Here is a 20323-nt window from a genome sequence, read left to right as displayed (position 1 = left end):
CGCCGACGTGAGCTGACGCGACTGGGTGCGACGGGGTGCAGACGGACGCACCCGAGCGCGACCGCGGGCAGCCACATCACCTGCGTGTCGGTGGGCTGACCGACAACAGCAGACAGGGCGCTTCGGGACAGCCACCCCTTGCCACCACGCTTATTCCGACCGCAGCAGTGACTCCGAGTAGTGACGTCCGTCTCGCCACCGACCCTCCCCCTCGCGGACGGGGCGATGTCGATCGGGTCGTTCACCGACCCGGTCGTCGTCGACCCCGACCCGCCGCTTCTGGCGGCTCTCGCTGCGGCCTACCGAGACGCCGCGCCCGCGGCGGTCGCTCCCGACCTCGACGCGCTGCGGACCGCCGCACAGGACGACGACGACCCGCTCTCGCAGGCCACCGACCTCCCGACACTCACAGTGCTGGCGAGGGGGTCGGTCGTCGACGCCCTCGCTGACCGGTTCCACCCGGCCAGCCGGCTCGCGGCGCTCGCGGAGACGAGTGTCTGGGACCTACGGACGCTCGCGGAGGCGCAGCCAAACGTGGTCCTGGCGGGACAGTCAGACGGCTGCGTCCTCGTCGCGGCGGCGGAGGGACGCGACGGCGACGGAGAACGGGGGCCGTGGTGCCGGATCTGCGGGGACGCGACGCTCCGCAGCCGCTACAGCGGTCTCGTCGCCGACGCGGAGGCGATACAGATCCGAACTCCGAGTCGTCACCGACTGTACGGAGCGCTCCGGGACCGATGTGGAAGCACGGTTGCGGACGAGGCCGTGGGACTGCTCGATGCCGGCGCGGACTGGGACAGCGCCGAGGCCCTCGACCGCGGGGAAGCGCGCGTTCGAACGTATGTCGCCGGCGCGCGCCGCGGTGCCCTCGATCGCGCGCTTCGCCGCGCCTGTGAGGACGCCGGTCTCGGGAGTTCGGCGACGTTCACCCGGATAAAACGCGACCTCCTCGACGCCGACCTCCTCGAGACGGAGTCGGTCTCGCAGCCGGTGGGACGGCCTCGTCAGCGGCTGGTCGCGCGCGGCGCGCTGGCGGACGCGTCGAGTTCGTCGGCGACCCTCGCAGCGCTTCGGAAACGTGATTTATAAACAGACGTCGGTATCGCCTACTCGTCCTTCGTCTTGATGTCCGCGGAGAGCCCCTGTGCCATCTCGATATCCTTCGAGTTGTTCAGGGTCCACGCGGTGCGGTCGGTGACCGCTTCGATAGCCTCCCGGGCCGAGGGGTAGCCGTTCCCGGACTTTTTGACGCCCCCGAAGGGGAGCTGCACCTCCGCGCCGATACAGGGGAGGTTACCGTACGCCAGTCCGATCTCGGCGCGGTCGCGGTAGTAGTTGATCTGGCGGTAGTCCTCGGAGATGATCGCGCCGGAGAGCCCGTACTCGGTGTCGTTCTGGATCGCGACCGCGCGCTCGATATCGCCGTCGTACTCTAAGAGCGCGACGTGGGGGCCGAACACCTCCTCGTGCGTACAGCGGAGGTCCTCGTCGGGGTCCGCCTCGTAGACGAACGGGCCGACCCAGTTGCCGTCCTCGTGGCCGTTTGGGATCTCGTCGGCGTCGAGGTCGGTTCGATCGACGAGCACGTTCACGGCTTCCTTGCGGGCGAGTTCGTTGTACTCCGACACCTTCTCGAAGTGTTCGGTCTCGATGAGGGGGCCCATGAACGTGTCCTCTCGGAGCGGGTCGCCGACGGCGACGTTCTCGGCGAGCTCGACGAACCGTTCTTTGAACTCGTCGTACACGTCCGTGTGGACGATCAGGCGTTCGGAGGAGACGCAGCGCTGGCCGGTCGTTTTAAACGAAGACATCACGGCCGAATGAACCGCGGTGTCGAGGTTCGCCGCTTCGGTGATAACGATCGCGTTCTTCCCACCCATCTCGCAGGCGGCGCGCTTGCCGGCGACGCCCCCGAGCTTGTCCTGGATGTGGTGGCCGACCTCGGCGGAGCCGGTGAAGAGGACGGTCTTGACGTCCTCGTGTTCGACGATCGCGTTGCCGGCGTCGCCGAACCCCTGAACCATGTTGAACACGCCGTCGGGGATCCCGGCGTCGTCGAACATCTCCGCGATGATCTGGGCACACCACGGCGTCTGCTCGGCGGGTTTGAACACGACGGTGTTGCCCTCCACCAGCGCGATGGCCATATGCCAGTACGGGATCGCGACCGGGAAGTTCCACGGGGTGATACAGCCGGTGACGCCGCGCGGCTTCCGACGCATGTACGCGTCTTTCGCGGGAATCTCCGACGGGACGATGTCGCCCTTCGGGTGGCGGGCGTCGCCCGCGGCCCACTCGACCATGTGGGCGGCTTCCACGACATCGGCTTTCCCCTCCGAGATTTCCTTCCCGCACTCCTTCGTGACTACTCGTCCGAGCTCGTCCGTCCGCTCACGCAGCTCGTGGTACACGTCCCAGAGGTACTCCGCGCGCTGGATCCGAGAGAGCTCGCGCCACTCCTCGAACGCCGCGTCGGCGGCGGCGGCCGCGGCGTCGACGTCTTCGGGCGTCCCGCGCTCGAACGTGCCGAGCGTCTCGCCGGTCGCCGGATTCTCGCTCTCGAAGGTCTCCGATCCCGTTCCCGAGATCCACTCGCCGTTGATATACTGTTGATGCGCTTCCGACATGAGCGCTGGTTTTCGCCGCCGCGTTCAAATATCCCACCCGACCATGGTCGGTAGATTCATGCTGTTGTGGTGCTCTAGAAGGGATAACAATGGCGACGACTGATACGGGCGGGGTCGATGAGTGGTCAGGCACGCGGCTCACGCTCGACCTGTGGCACCCGGACTGCTGGGCGATCGAGGCAACGGACCAGACCGACGGCGGCGTCTTTGCCCACGCGATCTACAACACCCCAAAGGCAAACAGCAACACGCCGAACTCGGTGAACGGGCTGTTCACCGCCTTCGCGGACACGAACGAAGAGGTCGAGGAGCTGCTCGACGCGATCCGGGCGTCCGACCGCGCGGGCGAACTCCTCGAACTACGAGAGCGGTTCGGGCGCGCTCGGGACGCCCCCGGGAACGTCGTACGCGAGTTCTTCTTGGAGTACGACCCGGCGGACATGGTGTGCCCGACGCTGTTGGAACACGGGTTCGTCCACAGCGCCCCGGTCCGGATCGAGGACGGTCGCGAGGAGTGGCAGGTGTGCTTCGTCGGCGATCGGACGGAGATCCGGGAGTCGCTCGACGCGGTTCAGGAGCGCGCGGGCGCCGAGGTGACCGTGCAGTCGATGTCCTCGTCGGGCGACCCGGGACGATCGCCCCGGGAGCAGCGCCTTGACACCCTCACCACGACCCAGCGGGAGGTGTACGAACACGCCCGCGAGGCCGGGTACTACGAGTGGCCTCGCGAGGCGTCGACCCGGGAGCTAGCCGACGGGCTCGACGTGTCGAAGACGACGCTGCTCGAACACCTTCGGAAGGCAGAGTCGAAGCTGCTGGACCCGTGACCGAGGATCGCTGATCGCCAGCCCTGTTAGCCCCCTCGACAGGAGAGGGGTTCTGGCCCGGTGTGGTCTGTACAGAAAACTCACATACTGACGTAGAACGCTGACCTATCTACATTATATCAGAAACTCCGTGCGAGATGCAGAGGATGTAGTCACCACGAGAACTTCGTTATATTCTCCAAACAAATCCTGAATCAGCTGATAGAATGTGCCTGCGTATCATCTGACTGGTCTCTGACCGGCCGACAACCGGTGAATAGATTCTCTTTTCTCAGCGGACTAGGAGTAGAGGTCATCTAAAAGTATTTACGCCCAAACTCGAAAGCCGCGGTGTATGTCATCGCCCTCCCCGCTTGACCCGTTTAGACCACACGCAGTCCCGATAGTACTATTCGCCATTGTAGCGATCGCCACAATCCTCGTTCCACCCCTCGTACTGGGCGAGGTGACGACGAGAACGTACGCCATCACGGCGGCGCTGGTCATTCTCTCCGTCGGCGCGAGCCTACCATACGCCCTGTTCGTCGGAATCGGGACGCTCCCGCTCCTGTATACGGGGTTTGCGAGCTACGCGGCACCTCAGCCATCGCCCGACACTAACCACTCATTTTCACCGTTGATGGCATTTCGACATGTGGTCGCTGGCGTCGCCTATTCGCTTGCAGCAGCAGTTGTCGGTGCCATCGGCATCGGTGCTCAAATAGGAATCCCGAACGCGGCCTCAGCAGGGTCGATAGGAGGACAAGCATCATTTCTGGTCCTCGGTGGCGTGATCATCGCGGTTACGTTCGTCGCTCTCCAGCTGTGGCGATACAATACCCCGCTTCGTACGCTCGACCGAGCCACCCTCCTCGGTACGGCGGTCCTCGGGTTATTGCTTGCTCTGTCACCAATTATCGCGTTCTGGGTGTTTAACACCGCTGGATGACTGAGGCAGTGACAGTGTGTGTTCGTGGGACATGCAACGTGCGGATCGATCAGTGAGTTCCCTGTACTGACCGATCACTCCCTTCCCCAGACCGACTTGGTTTGTGCCACATTCGCGCGTTGTATTCAGCAGTAACTGATTTGACCTACCGGATAGCTGCCACAATTAGCGTGCGAGACTTAGAGGATGCAGTCAGCAAGGTAACTGCGTTATTTTCTCCGTCTAAATCCTGAACCAACTGATAGAACGCGCCTGCTTTTGATCATAGTTGGAGAGTGTCGTCACTACCGTCGCCATCGGCTCTGAGGAGTTCCACGATGAACATCGAGCCGTGAGGATCGTTATCTTCGATTCGTACCTCTCCACCATACCCTTCGACCAGAGTCTGGACGAGCGAGAGGCCTCCACTCTGTGCTTCCGTATCTCTTTGGTCGAGGATGCGTTCTTTTTTCCTGTCCGGGATACCCGGTCCGTTATCGGCGACTGACAATCGGATTGTCTCCTCGTTCATATCCACGTCGACGTGAACTTCTGGCACGTCCGCATCGTTGTGTTCGACGGCGTTCTCAAGCAAGTTATCGACGACCGATCGAAGTCCCGGATTGGCGGTAACGGGAGCGTGTTCAGGGAGATCCATCGTAACGGAGACAGTCTGAGTATTCTCGATCTGCATGGCTATCTCGGCAACGATAGCGGAGAGATCCGTCCGTTCAAGATCGGGGTCACCGACCAGAGTGTTCGCCACTGCCCCCGTTGTTTCGATACGAGTAAGCGCCTCGTCAGTCTTCTCTGCGATTATCGATAGGCTATCCGATTCTGTGTCGGTGTTCTTGGAGGTAGATTCAGTCTGAAGCAAGCGTGCGTGCCCTTGGACCACGGTCAGATCGTTCCGGAGATCGTGGCGAATGAGGCTGTTGACGAACCCTAATGCGTCACTCACGGTCTGCGCTCGCCGTGTCTCGACCCGCGTACGGCCAATGTAATAGCCGGCGATCAGCCCCGCAAGACCTCCCGCCTCAGTTGCAATCAGGAGCGGAAACACCGCTTCACCGACGACGCGCCCTTCGAGCGCACGTATGAGGAGAGACAGACTCATAACTGCCGCGAAGAGCGCGGCACCGCACAGACACAAACAACAGGTCAGCCATCGGTCTGCTGGAGATAACCCGGTTTTAGTGAGCCTGTAACCGCCGTAGACGAGTCCGAGAGAGAGTATCCCGTTTAGTGCACCCGCAGCGAGGGCGAGAAACAGTTGATCAAGGGCGTGAAATTCAGCTCCGTGATGAATGACGGCTATTAATAACAGCACCGCCCCGAAGCCGACGATGATGTGCGGGGATTTCACTTGGATGCGGTGTGCGTTCATAAATAGAGTACTTGTACACCCCATTTCTTACAATTTTAAATATTTGGTGTTTCGTCCTCTGCGATAGTGCGTGAGTAAAACCGGAAAGACAGATACTCAGCGAAAAAAATCCTCAGACGCAGCTGGCTAACGTCCCATCACGTATGCCGGTTGGTATTCCAACTGGTGGATATTATCGCATTGAGTTGAGAGTTCACTGCCCTATGCGATCCGTGAGTCCCCTGTACTGACCGATCAGTCTCTCCCGCCGATCGGCCTCGGTTCGCCCTACATTCGCGCGTTGTATTCAGCATGGCCACGAGATTTCCTCAGTTTCTGTCAGTAGTGAGGTGCGAGATACAGAGGATGCAGTCAGCACGGGAACTGCGTTATTTTCTCCAAACGAACCGCTAATCACCCGATAGAACGGGCATGCTTACTGAGTACAGTCACTGAGAATCGATTCGTTTTGAAATCCTTTCCCACCGGAAAACACTTACTTTTAGTCACTTGTCCTTAACGGATGAATAGACGCCAATTCCTCGCCGGAACCGTACCAACGGCATCCGTAATTTTGGGCGGATGCCTTGGCAGTAATCCGTCTTGTACGGGAGAGGATAGCTGGCCACCGGATGTTCAAGTGGAAGAATTGGAACTCACACCGGGCGACTCGGACACCTTCGAGATAGAGGTAGACGGCATTACAGGATTCTCGTTCGACTCACGGTTGTATTTATGCGGTGCCACTAATGCGCCAGTCAGATTTGGAGATATCGACACCTCACCAGCGATAGATGCTCAACTTGACTCGTGCCCGCCAATTTGGATATGGGATGACTGTACACGTGTGACGGTAGATGTGCCGATTCATATTGCTCCTGATGCCGAAACCGGCACCTACGAATACGGTTTCAGCGTTAGGGAAACGATCGGCGATCGGAACTCACGAGACTACGAATATGCGATCTCGGTGACTGAGAACTGATATTTGACTGTTGAGTACTAAGCACCAAACCTGTGTTGACCGATCCACTCTGATCGAATCAGGAGACGATTTTGTGCGAGATACGCGCCCTGTCTTCAGAGTCGCGTTAAGTTAGACTTCGGATCGGCCACCACCCGTCGTAGGAGCCACTTTTGCCCGTGTCGACCGAACCACGTTACCTGAGTACGTACGGTATCGTGTGCAGGATACGCGTACAGTATGGACGGCAACTGTTGAGTTACACTCCCGGGTAGGTTTCGATACCGCTGGAAGTCCCTGTTAGCTGGTATCGGATCAAGATATCACATCACTTGTGGTGAAGGACGCCGACTCACAGCGAGTCGCAGCGGTCGACGGGTCCCGGCTCCGCGAAGCCGGGGATCAGAGGTACCGGTCCAACTGCGAGCGCGACTCACCGAGGTAGTCGAGTGACTGTGTCCCGACTTCGAGTGAGAGCGTCCCGTGCCAGTCAGACGGGAACGCGTCGAAGATAGGTTCGAAGTCGAGGTTTCCGGCACCGAACGGGAGGTGTTCGTCTGCTGGACGGCGCGTGTCGTTTAAATGGACGTGCGAGATACGGTCTGCGTGGTCAGCGACGAACGCGGCCGTCTCCGTCGCGTCGTATCCGGTCACCCGGGCGTGACCGGTGTCGAGCGTCATCGACGCGTTCGTGGCAGCGAGGAGTCTGTCTATGTGTTCGATGGTATACGGGCTTCCGAAGATGTTCTCCGCGCAAATTTCGACGTCCCGCGCAGCGCCGTACGCGGTCAGTTCGGCGACCGATCCGTCGATGTACTCCCGGAGTTCCTCGTTGTCCCACGCGACTGTCCACGCGGAGGACTCCGGATGGAGGACGCCCTTTTCGGCCCCTAGTTCAGCCGCGACGTCGATACAGGTCTGCTGCGTCTCGATAGCTCCGGTACGGACGGACTCGTACGGTGATCCGATGTCCGTCGGGAACGGGAGGTGAACGAGCAGGTCAAGTCCGTGATCGTCGAGTATCTGTTTGATCGCTGCCGTCTGTGGCGTGAGACGCTCGTGGTCATGCTGTCCGTCCATGAGTACTTCGACGTAGTCGAACTCGCTTTCGCCGGCGAATCGCAACTGCGTTTCGAGATCTGATGCAACTGACGTGACGAAACCAATTCGTGGGTTCATAGGTGAGGTATGGGTGTGTGATTACCGTGGCTGAAGGGCGGGGAGGCCTGCGAGGGTTTCGAGCTGGTAGGTCGGTTGGATGTCGAGGCGGTAGTCGCGCCGGTGCGGACGGTTTATAAACGCTGAGTCGATGCCGGCCGCACGTGCCGCCGCGACATCGACACGACTGTCACCGACGTAAAGCGCCGAGTCGACACCTAGCGTGTCGAGCGCGGTCTCAAGATACGACGGGTCCGGCTTCCGGCGTTCGAGTCCTCGAAGCGTCGGTTTTCGTCCGTAGTACGCCTCGAACATCTCCTCAAGGCCGAACTCTGCGACGATGTACTCGACCGTCGCGTGCTGGTTGTTGCTCACGATCGCTGTCGGTACCGCGAGATCGGCGAGCGTCTCGACATCGTCGTACATCGGTTTCTCACCGTCTCGGATCGCTTCCAGCTGCAGGGCAGTGCGTTCCGCCTCGTGACGACGCCAGAACTCGTCTGCATCGAGTTCGTACCGGTCGGTGAGCGTTCGCACCGTCTCCACTGAGAGCTCATCGATGAGCGAGCGAAGGTCGCTCGGAGCAGGGTCGATATCGAACACCTCGAACGCCCTCCGCGACGCTTCCGTCAGGACCGATTCGTCTGTCGGGTAGGTGAGCACACCGTCGTTGTCGAAGACGACGGCATCGTACCGCGTTTCGATGCCATTCATGTTCTGCTCCGAGGCGCGTCGCGGGCGATCGGGTTGGTCGCCTCTGAGGCGACGTCGTCGGCGGAATGGTAGAACGCGGCTCCGGTCTCGACATCGAACAAGTGCAGCCGCTGGGGATCGGCGGTCAGCGACAGCGCGTCACCGACATCGACCGCCGACCGTGGCGGGAGGCTCACTTCCATTTCGGTGGCACCGACAACGCCTCGCGTGAGCAGCGAATCGCCCAGCGGTTCGGTGACGGTGACCTCCATATTCAGCGGCCCGCTCATCTCTTGTGAGAGGTCTTCGGGGCGAACCCCGAGGACGACGCTCTCGCCTGCGCGCGACGTGACGGCTTCGGGAACCGGGCGCGGGAGCGGGACGGTATTTTGATCCCACGTCACGTGGACGGCGTCGCCGCGTCGCTTGAGCGTACCCTCGACGGTGTTCATACCCGGGCTCCCGATGAACTCGGCCACGAACTGGGTCGCGGGCGCGTCGTACAACAGCTGCGGCGGCGCGACCTGCTGTATCTCGCCGTCGTGCATGACCGCGACCCGGTCGCCGAGCGTCATCGCCTCGACCTGGTCGTGGGTGACGTACAGCGTCGTCGTCCGAAGTTCGGCGTGTAACTCGGCGAGCTCGGCGCGCATCTGCACACGGAGCTTCGCGTCGAGGTTACTGAGCGGCTCGTCCATTAGGAACACCTCCGGGTCGCGAACGAGGGCGCGGCCGATGGCGACGCGCTGCTGTTCGCCTCCAGAGAGCGCCGAGGGCGTCCGGTCGAGGAGGTCCTCGATGTCGAGTATCTCGGCCGCCTCTGCGACCCTGTCACTGACCTCGTCGTCGGTGAACTGAGTGGCCGTCGTGAGGCCGAACGTCATGTTCTCCTTCGCGGTCATGTGCGGGTACAGCGCGTAGCTTTGGAACACCATCGCGACGTCGCGCTCTCCCGGTGATGCCGTTGTCACGTCCTCGTCGGCGATTGCGACGGAGCCCCCCGTGGGGGATTCGAGCCCGGCGAGTAGCCGAAGCGTTGTCGACTTCCCACAGCCCGACGGGCCGACCAAGACGAGGAACTCGCCCTCGCGAACGTTGAGGTCGACGCCGTCGACCGCGGTGACATCGTCGAAGCGTTTCACCAAGTCTGTCGTCGTGATTCCGGTCATTCTGAGAGTCCGAAGGTTTCTAGCAGCGGACCGCGGAAGACGATGAGCGCCAGCAGCGGCGGCAGCAACGTCAACACGGCGCCCGCCATGATGAGCCCCCAGTCGGTTTGGCCAGCGTTACCGACCGACTGAAGGTATTTCATCCCGACCTGTACGACCTGCTTGTTTTGATCGGAGATAACGATCAACGGCCACAGGTACTGGTTCCACGCGTAGATGAACGTGATCACACTGAGACCGCTTATCATGCCCCGCGACATCGGGATCAACACGTTCCAGAGGAAGCGCAGGGGACCGACTCCGTCGACCTTGGCCGACTCGACCAGCGAGTCGGGGATCGACATGAAGTGCTGCCGGAGGAGGAACACTGCCGTCGCGCTCGCGACGTACGGTCCGGTGAGCGCTAACAGCGTGTTCGTCCATCCCAGTGCGGCCATCATCTCGTACAGCGGGACGATGCGCACCGGAACCGGGAACATCAGCGTAAAGAGAATCAGAAAGAAGATCGCGTTCTTGAACCGGAAGTCGTAGAAGACGAGCGCGACCGCGGCGAGGAGGCTCACAGCGATTTTCGCGACGGTGACCACGATCGACATCACCAGCGAATTGAGCATGTACGAGGCCATGCCGTAGGTCGTGAACACCTCGACGTAGTTGGCGAGTCCGTCGCTCCCAATCCCGACGTTCGTAATGTCGTACACCTCCGGAACGGTCTGTGTGCTCATGACGAACGCCAACAAGAGCGGCGAGGCCATCAGTAGGATCGACCCAATGAGCCCGAGATGGACGCGCCACTGCGTCGGGACCAACCAGGTGTCGGAGATCATCGACAGCGGTTTGTCCTCTCGGGCGCTGACTGTGGTGTCTTTGGTGTCTAGTGACATTAGTAGTGTGCGTAGCGGTCGGACACGCGCAACTGGACGAACGTGAGCCCGGCGACGAGCACGAACAGGATCACGGACTGCGCGGAGGCGAGTCCGAGGTTGTTAAATTGGAACGCGTCACGGTACAGCTGATAGATCATCAGGTTGGTGGCATTCGTCGGTCCGCCCTGCGTCATCAGGTCGATCAGCGCGAAGCTCCCGAAGAACGCGTATATCGTGTTGATCACAACGAGGAACACCAATGTGGGTGACATGAGCGGGACGTACACGCGGACGAGCCGTCGCCACGTCTCGATCCCGTCGAGCTCACACGCCTCGTTGAGAGACTCGGGCACGTTATTGAGGGCTGCGAGCATGAAGATCACGTTGTATCCGATCTGCTTCCAGATCGCCGCGACCGCGACGACGGCGAACCCCTGCCAGCCGACGGTGAACCAGTCAAGCTTGACGCCGAACCACGCCTCGATGTAGTGCGTGTAAATGCCGACGCTCGGATGAGCGAGGAACAACAGGACTGTCCCGGCGACCGCCGTCGGCAGTGCGTACGGCCAAATTGCCGCGATCAGGTACGCCGCTTTTCCGTCGCTGACCTCGTACAACAGGAACGCGACAGCGAGTCCGACGGCGAGCGATCCGACGACGACTATCGCCGCGAACGCGATTGTCAACCCGACGCTCGTGAGGTACACTTGCGAGCTCAGCAGCTCGGTGAAGTTTGCAAGCCCGACGAACCGTGTGTTCTGCCCGAACAGGAACGTCTGGAAGAAGCTGAACCTGAGCGTCTGTAACGACGGGTAATACAGGAACGCGACGATCGCGACCAGCGTTGGTAGCAGGAGGAGGTACGCCCCCAACGTGCTGTCGAACGTGTTCTCGTGAACGCCCATGTCAGTTCCCTTTGCTTTGGATGTAGCTTTTTAGGGCGTTGTCGGCCTCCGATTTCATGCTCGCGAGCTTTTCGTCGACGGTAACGTCGGAGTTGATCATACTGACGTATCCGTCTTGGATGATGGTTCGAACCTTTGACGCCGGCCCGGCCTGCCACCCCTGCGTTGCGACCGTCGTCTCCGTTTCCCGAAGCTGGTCGAACGCGGTCTGGAAATTGGGGTTCTCATCGAACCAGCCGTCTTCTTCGAGGTACTCGACAGCACTGTCACTGACCGGGAAATACCCGGTGTTCTGGTGCCAAAACGCCTGCTGTTCCGCTTCAGCCAACCACAGCAGGAAGTCGGTGAGTCCCTGCTTTTTCTCGTCGGACAGGCCGCGGGTCATCCACAGCGACGCGCCGCCGATGACGACGCCGGTCCGTGTTTCACCGGCCGTCGGGTAGTACCCCGTCCCGAGCTCGAAGCCGTTCTCTTCGGCTCCCGCGGTCGCCGAGGCGACGCCGGCCGTCGACGATATCCACATGGCCGTCTGTCCGTTGAGGAACGCCTGCTGTGCGGCACCCCAGTTGCCGACACCGGCGTGGTTGTACAGGCCGTCTGCGTGCATGTCGGCCCACCACGTGAAGATCCGGTCGGCCGTGTCGGTGTCAAAGTTGGCCTCGGTCGGGTCTGTCGCGCGGCCGTTGTCCTCGTTCACGAGCGGGACGTTCGCCTCCGCGAACCACTGTTCAGGGAACCACGAGACGTTGGCGAACGTAATCCCTTGCTCCGCGATTCCCTGATCGACGATCGCCTCGCTGGCCTCCCGGACCTCCGTTAGCGTCTCGGGCGGCGACTCCGGGTCGAGCCCGGCCGCCTCGAACATGTCCTTGTTGTAGTAGAAGATCGGGTTCGAGGAGTTGAACGGCATCGAGTACACCGTGTCGTCGAACGAGTAGTAATCGATAACCGGATCTTGGAAGTCTGACCAGTCGATCCGGTCGCTCGGAAGCGCCTCCTCCATCGGTTCGAACGCCCCGCTGTCTATCGCGAGCCGGCTTCCGAGGTCCACGATCTGTGCCAGCTCCGGCGCTTCGCCCGCCCCGATCGCGGACGTAACCGCGTTGAGCGTTTCGTCGTAGCTCCCCTTGTAGCTGGTTTCAACGGTTACACCGTTGGACTGTTCGTTGAAGTCAGCCGCGAGCGCGTCAACCGTTTCACCGAGGTTTCCCCCCATTGCGTGCCACCAGTTGATCGTCGTCTCTCCACTGCGTCCAGAGTCCGCGCTGTTGGTCGAACTCGATGAGTCGCTCGATCCTCCGGTGCCCTCCGAGCCGTCGGATGTCGCCCCGAGGCACCCAGCGGACACGAGGCCGACCGCGGCTGCTCCGGTCGTTTGTAGAAATCGACGCCGCCTCTCGCTTGCGTTGTTGTCGTTAACCACACCAGTCAGTTAGAGATAGCAATAATAAGCGCTTATAATAGCTGAATTGAACGGTATCGGGGGCTCCGTAGACACCGATTCGGCACGTTAAAATCCGTACCGATACAGAGCGGTACAACGGCACTGAAACGTATTGTGTGCTATGTAATTTGGGGAGTCGCGTAGTTCAATCTCAGGGGGGTTCGAGTTTGCGGTCGCACATTGCACTCAGAGCTGCCCTATCCGGAGATTGACGGCCGGCGACCGCTGACCGGTTAGCTGCCGTGCAACCGTCAGGACCGTCCGCCCGAGGCCGATGCGTCAGTTGCCCGCGGAAGCAGACCCGAGTAGTCGGCAGCGATACCGTCGACACCGGCGGCGGCGAGCCGATCGGCCTGATACCACGTGTCGACCGTCCACACGTTCACGTCACGCCCGTCCGCGTGAGCCTCCGCGACGAGGTCGACACCGGCGGTGAGTGCGGTGTCGTGGAACGGCGTCCGGGCGATGAGCTTCGTCGGCGCGTGAACCGCCGCGGCGTCGTGTTCCCGAGCGATGGCGACCCCGTCGCCGACCGACTCCCACAGAATGGGTGCCACCGCGTACGAGGACGCGTTACGCATCGCCGCCAACGCTCCTTCGTAGAACGACGAGCAGAGGAACTCGTTGTCGTGCTCGTTGAGCACGTCGACGACGCGGTCGACAAACGGCTGCCAGGCGGCCGCTCGATCCGCAAGCGCCGACTCGGGGAGTTTCTCGGCGAACCGCAGGTCATATCGTCCCGGATTCTTCAACTCGACGTTTACGCCCACGTCCGGGGGAACGACGTCGAGGAGCGTCGATAGACGCGGAACCGTGTCCCCGCTACCGAGTACCTCTGCAGTGGTGACAGCCGCAGTCTCGGTCTCCCAGACGACACCTGTCGCGTCCGTGAGTCCACGGCTACCGCCGTCTCGTCCAGACAGATTGTCGTCGTGAAACACGACTACATCGTTGTCGGCCGTCGGAACGACATCGATTTCGATGATATCGGCCCGCCGGCTCGTTGTTCTACCGCCGTCGGCTGGGATGCTCTCGCTCACGGCTTCCCGCGCCGCAGTGACGGTATTCTCCGGATTTTCGCCCGCGAATCCGCGGTGGGCGATGAGCGTGAGCTCGCTCGGTGACCGAGCGTCAACCGGCCCAGCTCCGTCGTCTCGTCTCCGTGCGGCGGTATCGTCGCTCGCCGTGTCGGCACCGCTGGAGTCTATCCCGCCGTCAGTGTAAACGGCGCCCAGCGCGCCCGCCGCGGTGACTCCGACGGTGCTTCTCAGCAGTCGCCGGCGCCCCATGGTCCGTCTCCCCGCCTTCGCGGATCGTCGATTAGTACGTCTGTCCATGCGGTCACGTCTCGCGAATGAGTTAAATCGGCTGGTATGTGGTATCCGGAGGCGTCTATATTTGTGGGTACCCATCGGCAGTAGTCACCCATGGTGGTTCCCCTTGAGTCAGCCCTACATCGTATCCGTTCTCTGAACCACAGGATGTAGACGGACAGGTGGTATCCGACTGCACCGGTCTGCCGGTATTCGACGGCGGATCGGTCGAAACGGCTGTGTTGAATCACCATACAGCAGCGGGGTAGGCCACTAAATCAAAGGAGTTGAAGCGGGAAGATTCGGTTGCCTATGACACAAATCTCCCGCTTCATCGGGGAAGTTGTGCCGGTTGCTCAAAGAGTTACTGGCGATGGAGGCGAATCCGCCGCCCCGGAAGGCGGCGGCGGATTCGCCGACTATGCACTCGTTTCCCTCCATTGTCTGCGGATTTACCTTGACACATCCTACCGGATGACGATCGACTTACTCAAAGAGATGCCACAAATAACCGGGGAGATCGGCCTCAACGCGGCCGATCCCCCCGCGCCGTCCACGTTGTGTAAGGCGTTCGACTGGATCAGTATGAGCGTGTGTCGAGTGCTGCTGCGCCAGTCGGCGCAGCTGTACGATCTCTCTGAACACGCCGCGATCGACGCCACGTTCTACGACCGCTCACCAGCGAGCCGCCACTACTGCCAGCGAATCAGCTACCGCGTTCAAAAGCTTAAAGTCACAAAAATCGTCGATACAGCGTCTCAAGCCGTCCTTGACGTCCACTGTTCAACGAACCGAAAAGGAAGCGGCGCAGATCTCGCCGAGCAGATCGCCCGCCGAAATGCGGGCGATCTGCGGTCTCTTGCGGTTGATAAAGAATACGACAAGCAATCGCTAATTGACGATAACCGCTACAATCAGCGCTCTATGACTGAAACTGTGAACTCAACTGTGAAGCGCTCGCTTGGCTTCGCCGTGCGAGTGCGGTCGTGGATAATCAATACATACTGGAATTTATTATTATTGAGAATTTAATGATCCCACTTTTAATGGAAGTCTGTCATTTATTGCTCATGAGTTCAACGGAAGCAGTAGACGCGACTCTCGACGAAGACCTTGATCAAGAGCTTGACGAAACCCTCGAAGCCGCTAAATCGCACGACGGTGAGGTCGAAGATGCGGCATACGCGCTCACGGAGATTCAAGACGCCGCCATTACGATTGCGAGCCGAACAGACGACATCGCCGCCGCGTCCCGAGAGCAGGCCGACGGGATGAATCAAGTGCGCAACGAAGTCGCAGACATGAGCGCGGCTGTCGAGGAGATCGCCTCCTCGGCCGAGGAAGTGGCCAATGAAGGAGACCAAGTGAGCGATCTCGCGTCTGATGGGCGAAGCGCGGCTCGAACCACTCGATCAGCAGTGACGCGGATGAAAGAGACCTCCGAAGAGGTTGACGACCGCGTCGGTAAGGTCGATGAGCGAGTCGATGAAATCGATAAGATGGTCGCCGTGATCAACGAGATCGCTGACCAGACAAACCTACTCGCACTCAACGCGTCGATTGAAGCGGCACGGGCCGGTGAGGCAGGTGCCGGGTTCAATGTCGTTGCCGAGGAGATCAAATCGCTCGCGGAGAAATCCCAACGGCGTGCAAACGACATCGAAGAACTGGTCAACGAGATCCAACACGATACGTCACGAGCTGTGGAGGGGCTCGAAGAAAACGAGGAAGCCGTCGAGAGCGGCGTTGAGGAAGTGAACAACACTCTGTCAAACTTGGAAGACATCGGAGATTCAGTCGATGAACTGAGTACCGGGATCGAAGAGGTCGCCCGAGCAACCGACGAACAGGCAGCCAGCACGGAGGAGATCGCCTCGATGGTCGATCAGACAGCATCGAACGCAGAAGAAATCAGCGGCGAGACTAACGGCATCAGCGCTGCCGTCGAAGAGCAGGGAACGATGATAGCAGACGTGAGCGAGGGATTCCAGGCGTTATTGAACGATCAGTAGCATCTCGGTAGGAGATACCGGTGAACTACCCCATCTTACTCGCTCACGGCTGACGCCATTCCTCATTGAGGGTGTCGTCAGAACTCCCCGAGTTCTGACTGCTAACCAGCAGTCTTTGACTTCTGGTGGTGGGGCTTCCTGTTTCTACGACGCGCTTTGCAGATACGAGTGTATCCACAGTGAGTGCGGTCTCCACAGGTTTTTCTTCGGAGTGTCCCACTCCTCGCTGCTCGACGGGAAAGTTCCGTAGAATCGCGTTGATGTGTGTCGTCTATACCATCAAGTGCTTCGTCAAACAATGAATATCGACGCCTTACAGCGATTCAACACAGCCGTGCTACCTGAATAGCATCTCGTGATTTTGAGGTTCACACTGAACACTACCTGTACTGACCGATCTGATCTGATTTAGTCCGGAGATAATTCTGTGCGAGATTCTCGCCCTGCACCTTACACGGCTATCAGAACATCTCTCTGAGCTGGTAGAAATGTCAACGGCCAATTTGCATGCCCGTTCTATCGGGTGATTAGCGGTTCGTTTGGAGAAAATAACGCAGTTCCCGTGCTGACTGCATCCTCTGTATCTCGCACCTCACTACTGACAGAAACTGAGGAAATCTCGTGGCCATGCTGAATACAACGCGCGAATGTGGGGCGAACCGAGGCCGATCGGCGGGAGAGACTGATCGGTCAGTACAGGGGACTCACGTACCGACGTCGAACGCCGACCCCTCCCCAACATGTCAGTAGCAGCGTACGAGATACAGAGGGTGTAGTCAACAGACAGCTGTACCGATCATACAATACCTGAATGTGATATCGTGCCATACGACCATTCACAGCCAGTCTACTGCGTTGCTCATTGCGAGAAGGGGCACAGTCAGTGCGGTCGCAGTGAGCACAGGCAATATCGTCAACATTGGAACCTGAGTGTCAGTATGTCTCCGTTCAGCGAAAAATACGACTATGCAGCTGTAACTGGTGCCAGAACTCATAAACCGGAGTCAGTCAATGTTTACCCAATTACGATGGTGATGCTACTAACGGTCGTCGGTATCATTGTCGCCGTATTCGTCGGGTTCAATATCGGCGGATCATCCACAGGGGTCTCATTTGGCCCTGCGGTGGGCTCACGCCTTGTTCGAAAGTCAACTGCGGGGGCGTTGTTCGTTGGCTTTGCTTTTCTCGGGGCGTGGACCGTCGGTCGGAACGTGATCGCAACGATGAGTAGCAGTATCGTGCCAGCAATCCAGTTCACGCCTATTGCCAGTGTTGTCGTTCTGTTTTTTACTGGCGTGTCGCTGTTGATATCGAATCTCTATGGCGTCCCAGCGTCAACTTCGATGACTGCTGTGGGTGCAATCGTCGGCTTGGGGCTCGCAACCGGTACCCTCAATCAGGCACTGATGTTCGTTATCCTCTCGGCCTGGATTGTCTCCCCGCTGGTGTGTCTGACTATTGGGGTCGTTATCGGTCGCTACATGTATCCATATCTTGACCGCTACGTTGCGTTCACCACCTTCGATCTCCACTTCATCCAACTCGACCGATCGAGCACGATTCCACGGCCGTTCATCAATCCGAACGCATCACCGCAGGATACCGTCGGGTCACTCTTGGTAGTCATCATCGGCTGTTATATGGCGTTCTCGGCCGGGGCGTCGAACGCTGCGAACGCTGTCGCTCCCCTCGTCGGTCCGGGTGGCTCGCTCACCGTCAATCAGGGTGTTCTGCTCGCGGTGGCGGCCTTCGGGTTGGGTAGTTTCACCATTGCCCGTCGCACGCTCGAAACGGTTGGAGACGATATCACGGAGCTCCCTATTCTCGCGTCACTGATCGTTTCGGTGATCGGTGGAACAGTCATCACTATTCTCTCATCTTTCGGGATTCCAGCGAGTCTCGCCGTTAGCACGACGTCAACGATTATTGGGCTCGGATGGGGCCGAGCGAGTCGGGCATCGACACTGGCAGAGTTGGCGACGCCATCGCCCGACCGTCCAGATGTAGCAGTCTCGACTGGCGCATTGGTCACTTCACGCGCCGAGGATGCTCCTGCCAGCCCGACCATCGGGGATATTGCCCGAAAAGAGAAATCGGCCGAGAAGTCAGATGAGATCCCGAACGTTCCAGATATCGGTGCTGAGGGACCGGCAGATATCGACGAGCGAAGCCTCTTCGACCCGGCGGCAGCCAAGCGTATCGTGACGATGTGGGTGTTGACGCCGTCGCTGGCGATCGTCGGCTCATACCCGGTGTTCGCATTCCTGCTCTGAGTGATACGCGCAGTGTATGTATCAGTATATTTCCAAACTGCCTGATGTCTGTCAGCAGTAGCATGGCCGATACAGAGGATGAGTACAGCATAACGACTTCGTCTGTTTTGGTTTGTCTATGCTGAATCGACTGGTCAGTAGACGCACGTGATAGTTTCTGAGTTACTGTAGGGGTTGATACCGTGTTACACGGATAGGAACGGTAGGCGAGTGTTGTTCACGTCGGCATCTCACTCACCATTAATTTTGTACACAGCTATCCCACACACATACGTCGGTCTTGATTCAGTGACGTTGGCAGGGCGCACGTTGAGTGTCTGGAATGGAAGACGACACGCTCATACTCTGGAAAAGTGAGATCATGCGCAAGAAAGAACTCATTTCGACTCACGCCCTGCTTGTGGAGGTCGCACAGTATCTGATCGAAAATGAAAACATGCCAGCTGGGAGGATGTGCAGGTATCATGCACTTAGTGTGACTCCATTAGGCGTTCACAAGTCGAAACAGGACCACTACGAAGCGATCACTGTTCTCTTCAATATAATCGAGGGGGAGTTTGAACAGACGCGGATACCTCCTGTCTCCCGATAATCACACGAAATCGTCACGAAGTTATGCGAGACAGAACCCCCGCTTTCGCATAATTAGCGATGCGATTCGATTTTAATCAGTGGCTTTCCACTCGCATCGGCAGTGATAGTGGCCGTCGTCGAATCCGCCTCGAATTGGAGAGTCATCTTGAGCTTGCGTTCCTGAAAGAGCCCGTCAAGTGCGTCCGTATTAATATCCTCGCTGCTGACCCACAGTTGATCAAGTACATCCTCGTCGTGAGCCTTTGCAACCGCCTTGACATCCTCCCCGCGCTGAAGCGCGAGGATTCCAACGCGGGACAGCGGACCGTTCTCACGCCCCCGTTGGCAACTTCTCGCCTGCCGAACGGGTCCGGCGAGGCGATACCGGGTTCGTGCGCGATACGTCGGCCCTGCGAGGGGTGTGGCGTGTTCGGCGTCCGTTCGGACGCGGTATCCGCTTGCACCGTGCATCCCGTTCGTCTCAGGGAGACGGCGAGAATGCCCCCGGTCACAGGTTTCTCCATGTCCGGGCACGGGCCGTGCCATCGGCCTGCCTGCCCTTCGTACCACGGTGGGCAGGCACAATCGAGCGAGGGTCGCTTTTTGCCTGCCGTGTCGCCACGGCCTCGGAGACGCCCTCTCAGGAACGGTGTGGTGGCCTTCGTCGTCCGGGCGGACCCCAATCCAACCGCCAGTTTTTGCCCGTTGTGCTTACCTACACATACGCTGTCAGGGGCATTAATTCCGGCGGTTGTGATGATGTTGTCGGATTCATCCCCGCCGTGAACGGCGAGGCTTTCTCCTCGAACTTCCGTAATAAGATAATAATTTATATCGTAGATCGTGACTTTAATTGGATTAGATAATACGGTGCTTGTTACCACATAGGAGAGTCTCGATAGTGGTCCCATGAGAAAGTCTTCAGAGGATCCTCTTGTGACTATCACCGAGGCTGTTTCTAACGCGTCGAACACGCCGATGGAAGAGTTACCCCCACTCTCTCAGTCAATTGACCTTGATGGATTAATGGAGATTGTTACGGGAGACCGATCCCATGATGTGACGGTCACATTCCCCTACGCTTCTCATAGAGTTCTGGTACACTCAGACAACACCGTTTACGTTTGTCTGATTCGAGATGACAACACAGACCAATGGGACAGGGTGAATTTTAACGGGTGACCCAACTTACACCTGGCCAGGCAACGGTTCAGTCTCGAGGTCCA

Annotated in this window: 18 protein-coding genes and 1 pseudogene; 9 read left to right on the top strand and 10 right to left on the bottom strand. The window is 59.4% G+C overall.

Annotated elements, in window-relative coordinates:
* The first annotated feature begins 180 nt into the window (after positions 1–180).
* The gene (locus ACNS88_RS06620; protein ID WP_435095007.1) at positions 181–1089 is read left to right on the top strand and encodes a transcriptional regulator TbsP domain-containing protein; all 909 of its coding nucleotides are present in this window, start codon (positions 181–183) and stop codon (positions 1087–1089) included.
* A gap of 17 nt (positions 1090–1106) precedes the next feature.
* On the opposite strand, the gene ACNS88_RS06615 is transcribed toward ACNS88_RS06620, so the two are convergent.
* On the bottom strand, positions 1107–2627 hold the full coding sequence (locus ACNS88_RS06615; protein WP_435095006.1) for an aldehyde dehydrogenase family protein: 1521 nt from the start codon (positions 2625–2627) through the stop codon (positions 1107–1109).
* 89 nt (positions 2628–2716) lie between these two features.
* Here ACNS88_RS06615 and ACNS88_RS06610 point away from each other — a divergent pair, with 89 nt between their 5' ends.
* Positions 2717–3454, top strand: a complete 738-nt coding sequence (locus ACNS88_RS06610) for a helix-turn-helix domain-containing protein (RefSeq protein ID WP_435095005.1) — start codon at positions 2717–2719, stop codon at positions 3452–3454.
* Between the two features lie 334 nt (positions 3455–3788).
* Positions 3789–4382 carry a hypothetical protein gene (locus tag ACNS88_RS06605; RefSeq protein ID WP_435095004.1) on the top strand — a complete coding sequence of 198 codons (594 nt, stop codon included), beginning with the start codon at positions 3789–3791 and terminating at the stop codon, positions 4380–4382.
* 262 nt (positions 4383–4644) lie between these two features.
* On the opposite strand, the gene ACNS88_RS06600 is transcribed toward ACNS88_RS06605, so the two are convergent.
* Positions 4645–5748 carry an ATP-binding protein gene (locus ACNS88_RS06600; protein WP_435095003.1) on the bottom strand — a complete coding sequence of 368 codons (1104 nt, stop codon included), beginning with the start codon at positions 5746–5748 and terminating at the stop codon, positions 4645–4647.
* Positions 5749–6367: 619 nt separating this feature from the next.
* On the opposite strand from ACNS88_RS06600, the gene ACNS88_RS06595 reads away from it, so the two are divergent.
* Positions 6368–6712 (top strand): hypothetical protein, encoded by a 345-nt coding sequence (locus ACNS88_RS06595; protein ID WP_435095002.1) that lies wholly within the window; start codon positions 6368–6370, stop codon positions 6710–6712.
* Positions 6713–7093: 381 nt separating this feature from the next.
* Here ACNS88_RS06595 and ACNS88_RS06590 read toward each other — a convergent pair whose 3' ends face one another.
* The 7 genes from ACNS88_RS06590 to ACNS88_RS06560 all read right to left on the bottom strand — a co-directional run bounded on the left by ACNS88_RS06590 (position 7094) and on the right by ACNS88_RS06560 (position 14263).
* Entirely contained in the window at positions 7094–7870 is a 777-nt protein-coding gene (locus tag ACNS88_RS06590; RefSeq protein WP_435095001.1) for a sugar phosphate isomerase/epimerase family protein, read from the bottom strand.
* Positions 7871–7891: 21 nt separating this feature from the next.
* On the bottom strand, positions 7892–8563 hold the full coding sequence (locus tag ACNS88_RS06585; RefSeq protein WP_435095000.1) for an HAD family hydrolase: 672 nt from the start codon (positions 8561–8563) through the stop codon (positions 7892–7894).
* On the bottom strand, positions 8560–9711 hold the full coding sequence (locus ACNS88_RS06580; RefSeq protein ID WP_435094999.1) for an ABC transporter ATP-binding protein: 1152 nt from the start codon (positions 9709–9711) through the stop codon (positions 8560–8562). Before ACNS88_RS06580 ends, ACNS88_RS06585 begins: the two co-directional genes overlap by 4 nt.
* Entirely contained in the window at positions 9708–10538 is an 831-nt protein-coding gene (locus tag ACNS88_RS06575) for a carbohydrate ABC transporter permease (RefSeq protein WP_435095269.1), read from the bottom strand. The genes ACNS88_RS06580 and ACNS88_RS06575 overlap by 4 nt, the downstream gene beginning before the upstream one ends.
* Before the next feature lie 56 nt (positions 10539–10594).
* On the bottom strand, positions 10595–11482 hold the full coding sequence (locus ACNS88_RS06570; protein ID WP_435094998.1) for a carbohydrate ABC transporter permease: 888 nt from the start codon (positions 11480–11482) through the stop codon (positions 10595–10597).
* A gap of 1 nt (position 11483) precedes the next feature.
* On the bottom strand, positions 11484–12698 hold the full coding sequence (locus ACNS88_RS06565) for an ABC transporter substrate-binding protein (protein WP_435094997.1): 1215 nt from the start codon (positions 12696–12698) through the stop codon (positions 11484–11486).
* A 479-nt stretch (positions 12699–13177) separates the two neighbouring features.
* A complete protein-coding gene (locus ACNS88_RS06560; RefSeq protein WP_435094996.1) occupies positions 13178–14263 on the bottom strand; it encodes a glycerophosphodiester phosphodiesterase in 1086 nt (361 codons plus the stop codon).
* Between the two features lie 288 nt (positions 14264–14551).
* Between ACNS88_RS06560 and ACNS88_RS06555 the strand changes: the two genes are divergently transcribed.
* Positions 14552–15271 carry an IS5/IS1182 family transposase gene (locus ACNS88_RS06555; RefSeq protein ID WP_435094995.1) on the top strand — a complete coding sequence of 240 codons (720 nt, stop codon included), beginning with the start codon at positions 14552–14554 and terminating at the stop codon, positions 15269–15271.
* Entirely contained in the window at positions 15226–16251 is a 1026-nt protein-coding gene (locus ACNS88_RS06550; protein WP_435094994.1) for a methyl-accepting chemotaxis protein, read from the top strand. Before ACNS88_RS06555 ends, ACNS88_RS06550 begins: the two co-directional genes overlap by 46 nt.
* A 43-nt stretch (positions 16252–16294) precedes the next feature.
* Here the strand turns inward: ACNS88_RS06550 and ACNS88_RS06545 are convergent.
* Positions 16295–16486, bottom strand: a pseudogene (locus ACNS88_RS06545) (RNA-guided endonuclease TnpB family protein); the annotation flags it as partial.
* A 793-nt stretch (positions 16487–17279) separates the two neighbouring features.
* Between ACNS88_RS06545 and ACNS88_RS06540 the strand changes: the two are divergent.
* From ACNS88_RS06540 to ACNS88_RS06530, 3 genes are all read left to right on the top strand, one after another.
* Positions 17280–18524, top strand: coding sequence for an inorganic phosphate transporter (locus ACNS88_RS06540; RefSeq protein ID WP_435095266.1), 1245 nt, complete (start codon positions 17280–17282; stop codon positions 18522–18524).
* A gap of 322 nt (positions 18525–18846) precedes the next feature.
* Positions 18847–19116: a UPF0058 family protein gene (locus ACNS88_RS06535; RefSeq protein ID WP_435094993.1), complete on the top strand. Its 270-nt coding sequence runs from the start codon at positions 18847–18849 to the stop codon at positions 19114–19116.
* A gap of 890 nt (positions 19117–20006) precedes the next feature.
* Complete coding sequence (locus tag ACNS88_RS06530) at positions 20007–20279, top strand: HalOD1 output domain-containing protein (RefSeq protein ID WP_435094992.1); 273 nt, start codon at positions 20007–20009, stop codon at positions 20277–20279.
* Positions 20280–20323 lie beyond the last annotated feature (44 nt).

This window comes from Halorubrum shenae (genome assembly GCF_051194165.1).
Taxonomy (GTDB): Archaea; Halobacteriota; Halobacteria; order Halobacteriales; family Haloferacaceae; genus Halorubrum.
This window is presented reverse-complemented; position numbering and strand designations above follow the sequence as displayed.

Coding starts and splice junctions, on each gene's coding strand:
- ACNS88_RS06615 (WP_435095006.1), bottom strand. CDS start 2,627: ATGTCGGAAGCGCATCAACAGTATATCAACGGCGAGTGGATCTCGGGA.
- ACNS88_RS06610 (WP_435095005.1), top strand. CDS start 2,717: ATGGCGACGACTGATACGGGCGGGGTCGATGAGTGGTCAGGCACGCGG.
- ACNS88_RS06605 (WP_435095004.1), top strand. CDS start 3,789: ATGTCATCGCCCTCCCCGCTTGACCCGTTTAGACCACACGCAGTCCCG.
- ACNS88_RS06600 (WP_435095003.1), bottom strand. CDS start 5,748: ATGAACGCACACCGCATCCAAGTGAAATCCCCGCACATCATCGTCGGC.
- ACNS88_RS06590 (WP_435095001.1), bottom strand. CDS start 7,870: ATGAACCCACGAATTGGTTTCGTCACGTCAGTTGCATCAGATCTCGAA.
- ACNS88_RS06585 (WP_435095000.1), bottom strand. CDS start 8,563: ATGAATGGCATCGAAACGCGGTACGATGCCGTCGTCTTCGACAACGAC.
- ACNS88_RS06580 (WP_435094999.1), bottom strand. CDS start 9,711: ATGACCGGAATCACGACGACAGACTTGGTGAAACGCTTCGACGATGTC.
- ACNS88_RS06575 (WP_435095269.1), bottom strand. CDS start 10,538: ATGATCTCCGACACCTGGTTGGTCCCGACGCAGTGGCGCGTCCATCTC.
- ACNS88_RS06570 (WP_435094998.1), bottom strand. CDS start 11,482: ATGGGCGTTCACGAGAACACGTTCGACAGCACGTTGGGGGCGTACCTC.
- ACNS88_RS06565 (WP_435094997.1), bottom strand. CDS start 12,698: ATGGGGGGAAACCTCGGTGAAACGGTTGACGCGCTCGCGGCTGACTTC.
- ACNS88_RS06560 (WP_435094996.1), bottom strand. CDS start 14,263: ATGGACAGACGTACTAATCGACGATCCGCGAAGGCGGGGAGACGGACC.
- ACNS88_RS06555 (WP_435094995.1), top strand. CDS start 14,552: ATGACACAAATCTCCCGCTTCATCGGGGAAGTTGTGCCGGTTGCTCAA.
- ACNS88_RS06540 (WP_435095266.1), top strand. CDS start 17,280: ATGGTGATGCTACTAACGGTCGTCGGTATCATTGTCGCCGTATTCGTC.
- ACNS88_RS06535 (WP_435094993.1), top strand. CDS start 18,847: ATGGAAGACGACACGCTCATACTCTGGAAAAGTGAGATCATGCGCAAG.
- ACNS88_RS06530 (WP_435094992.1), top strand. CDS start 20,007: ATGAGAAAGTCTTCAGAGGATCCTCTTGTGACTATCACCGAGGCTGTT.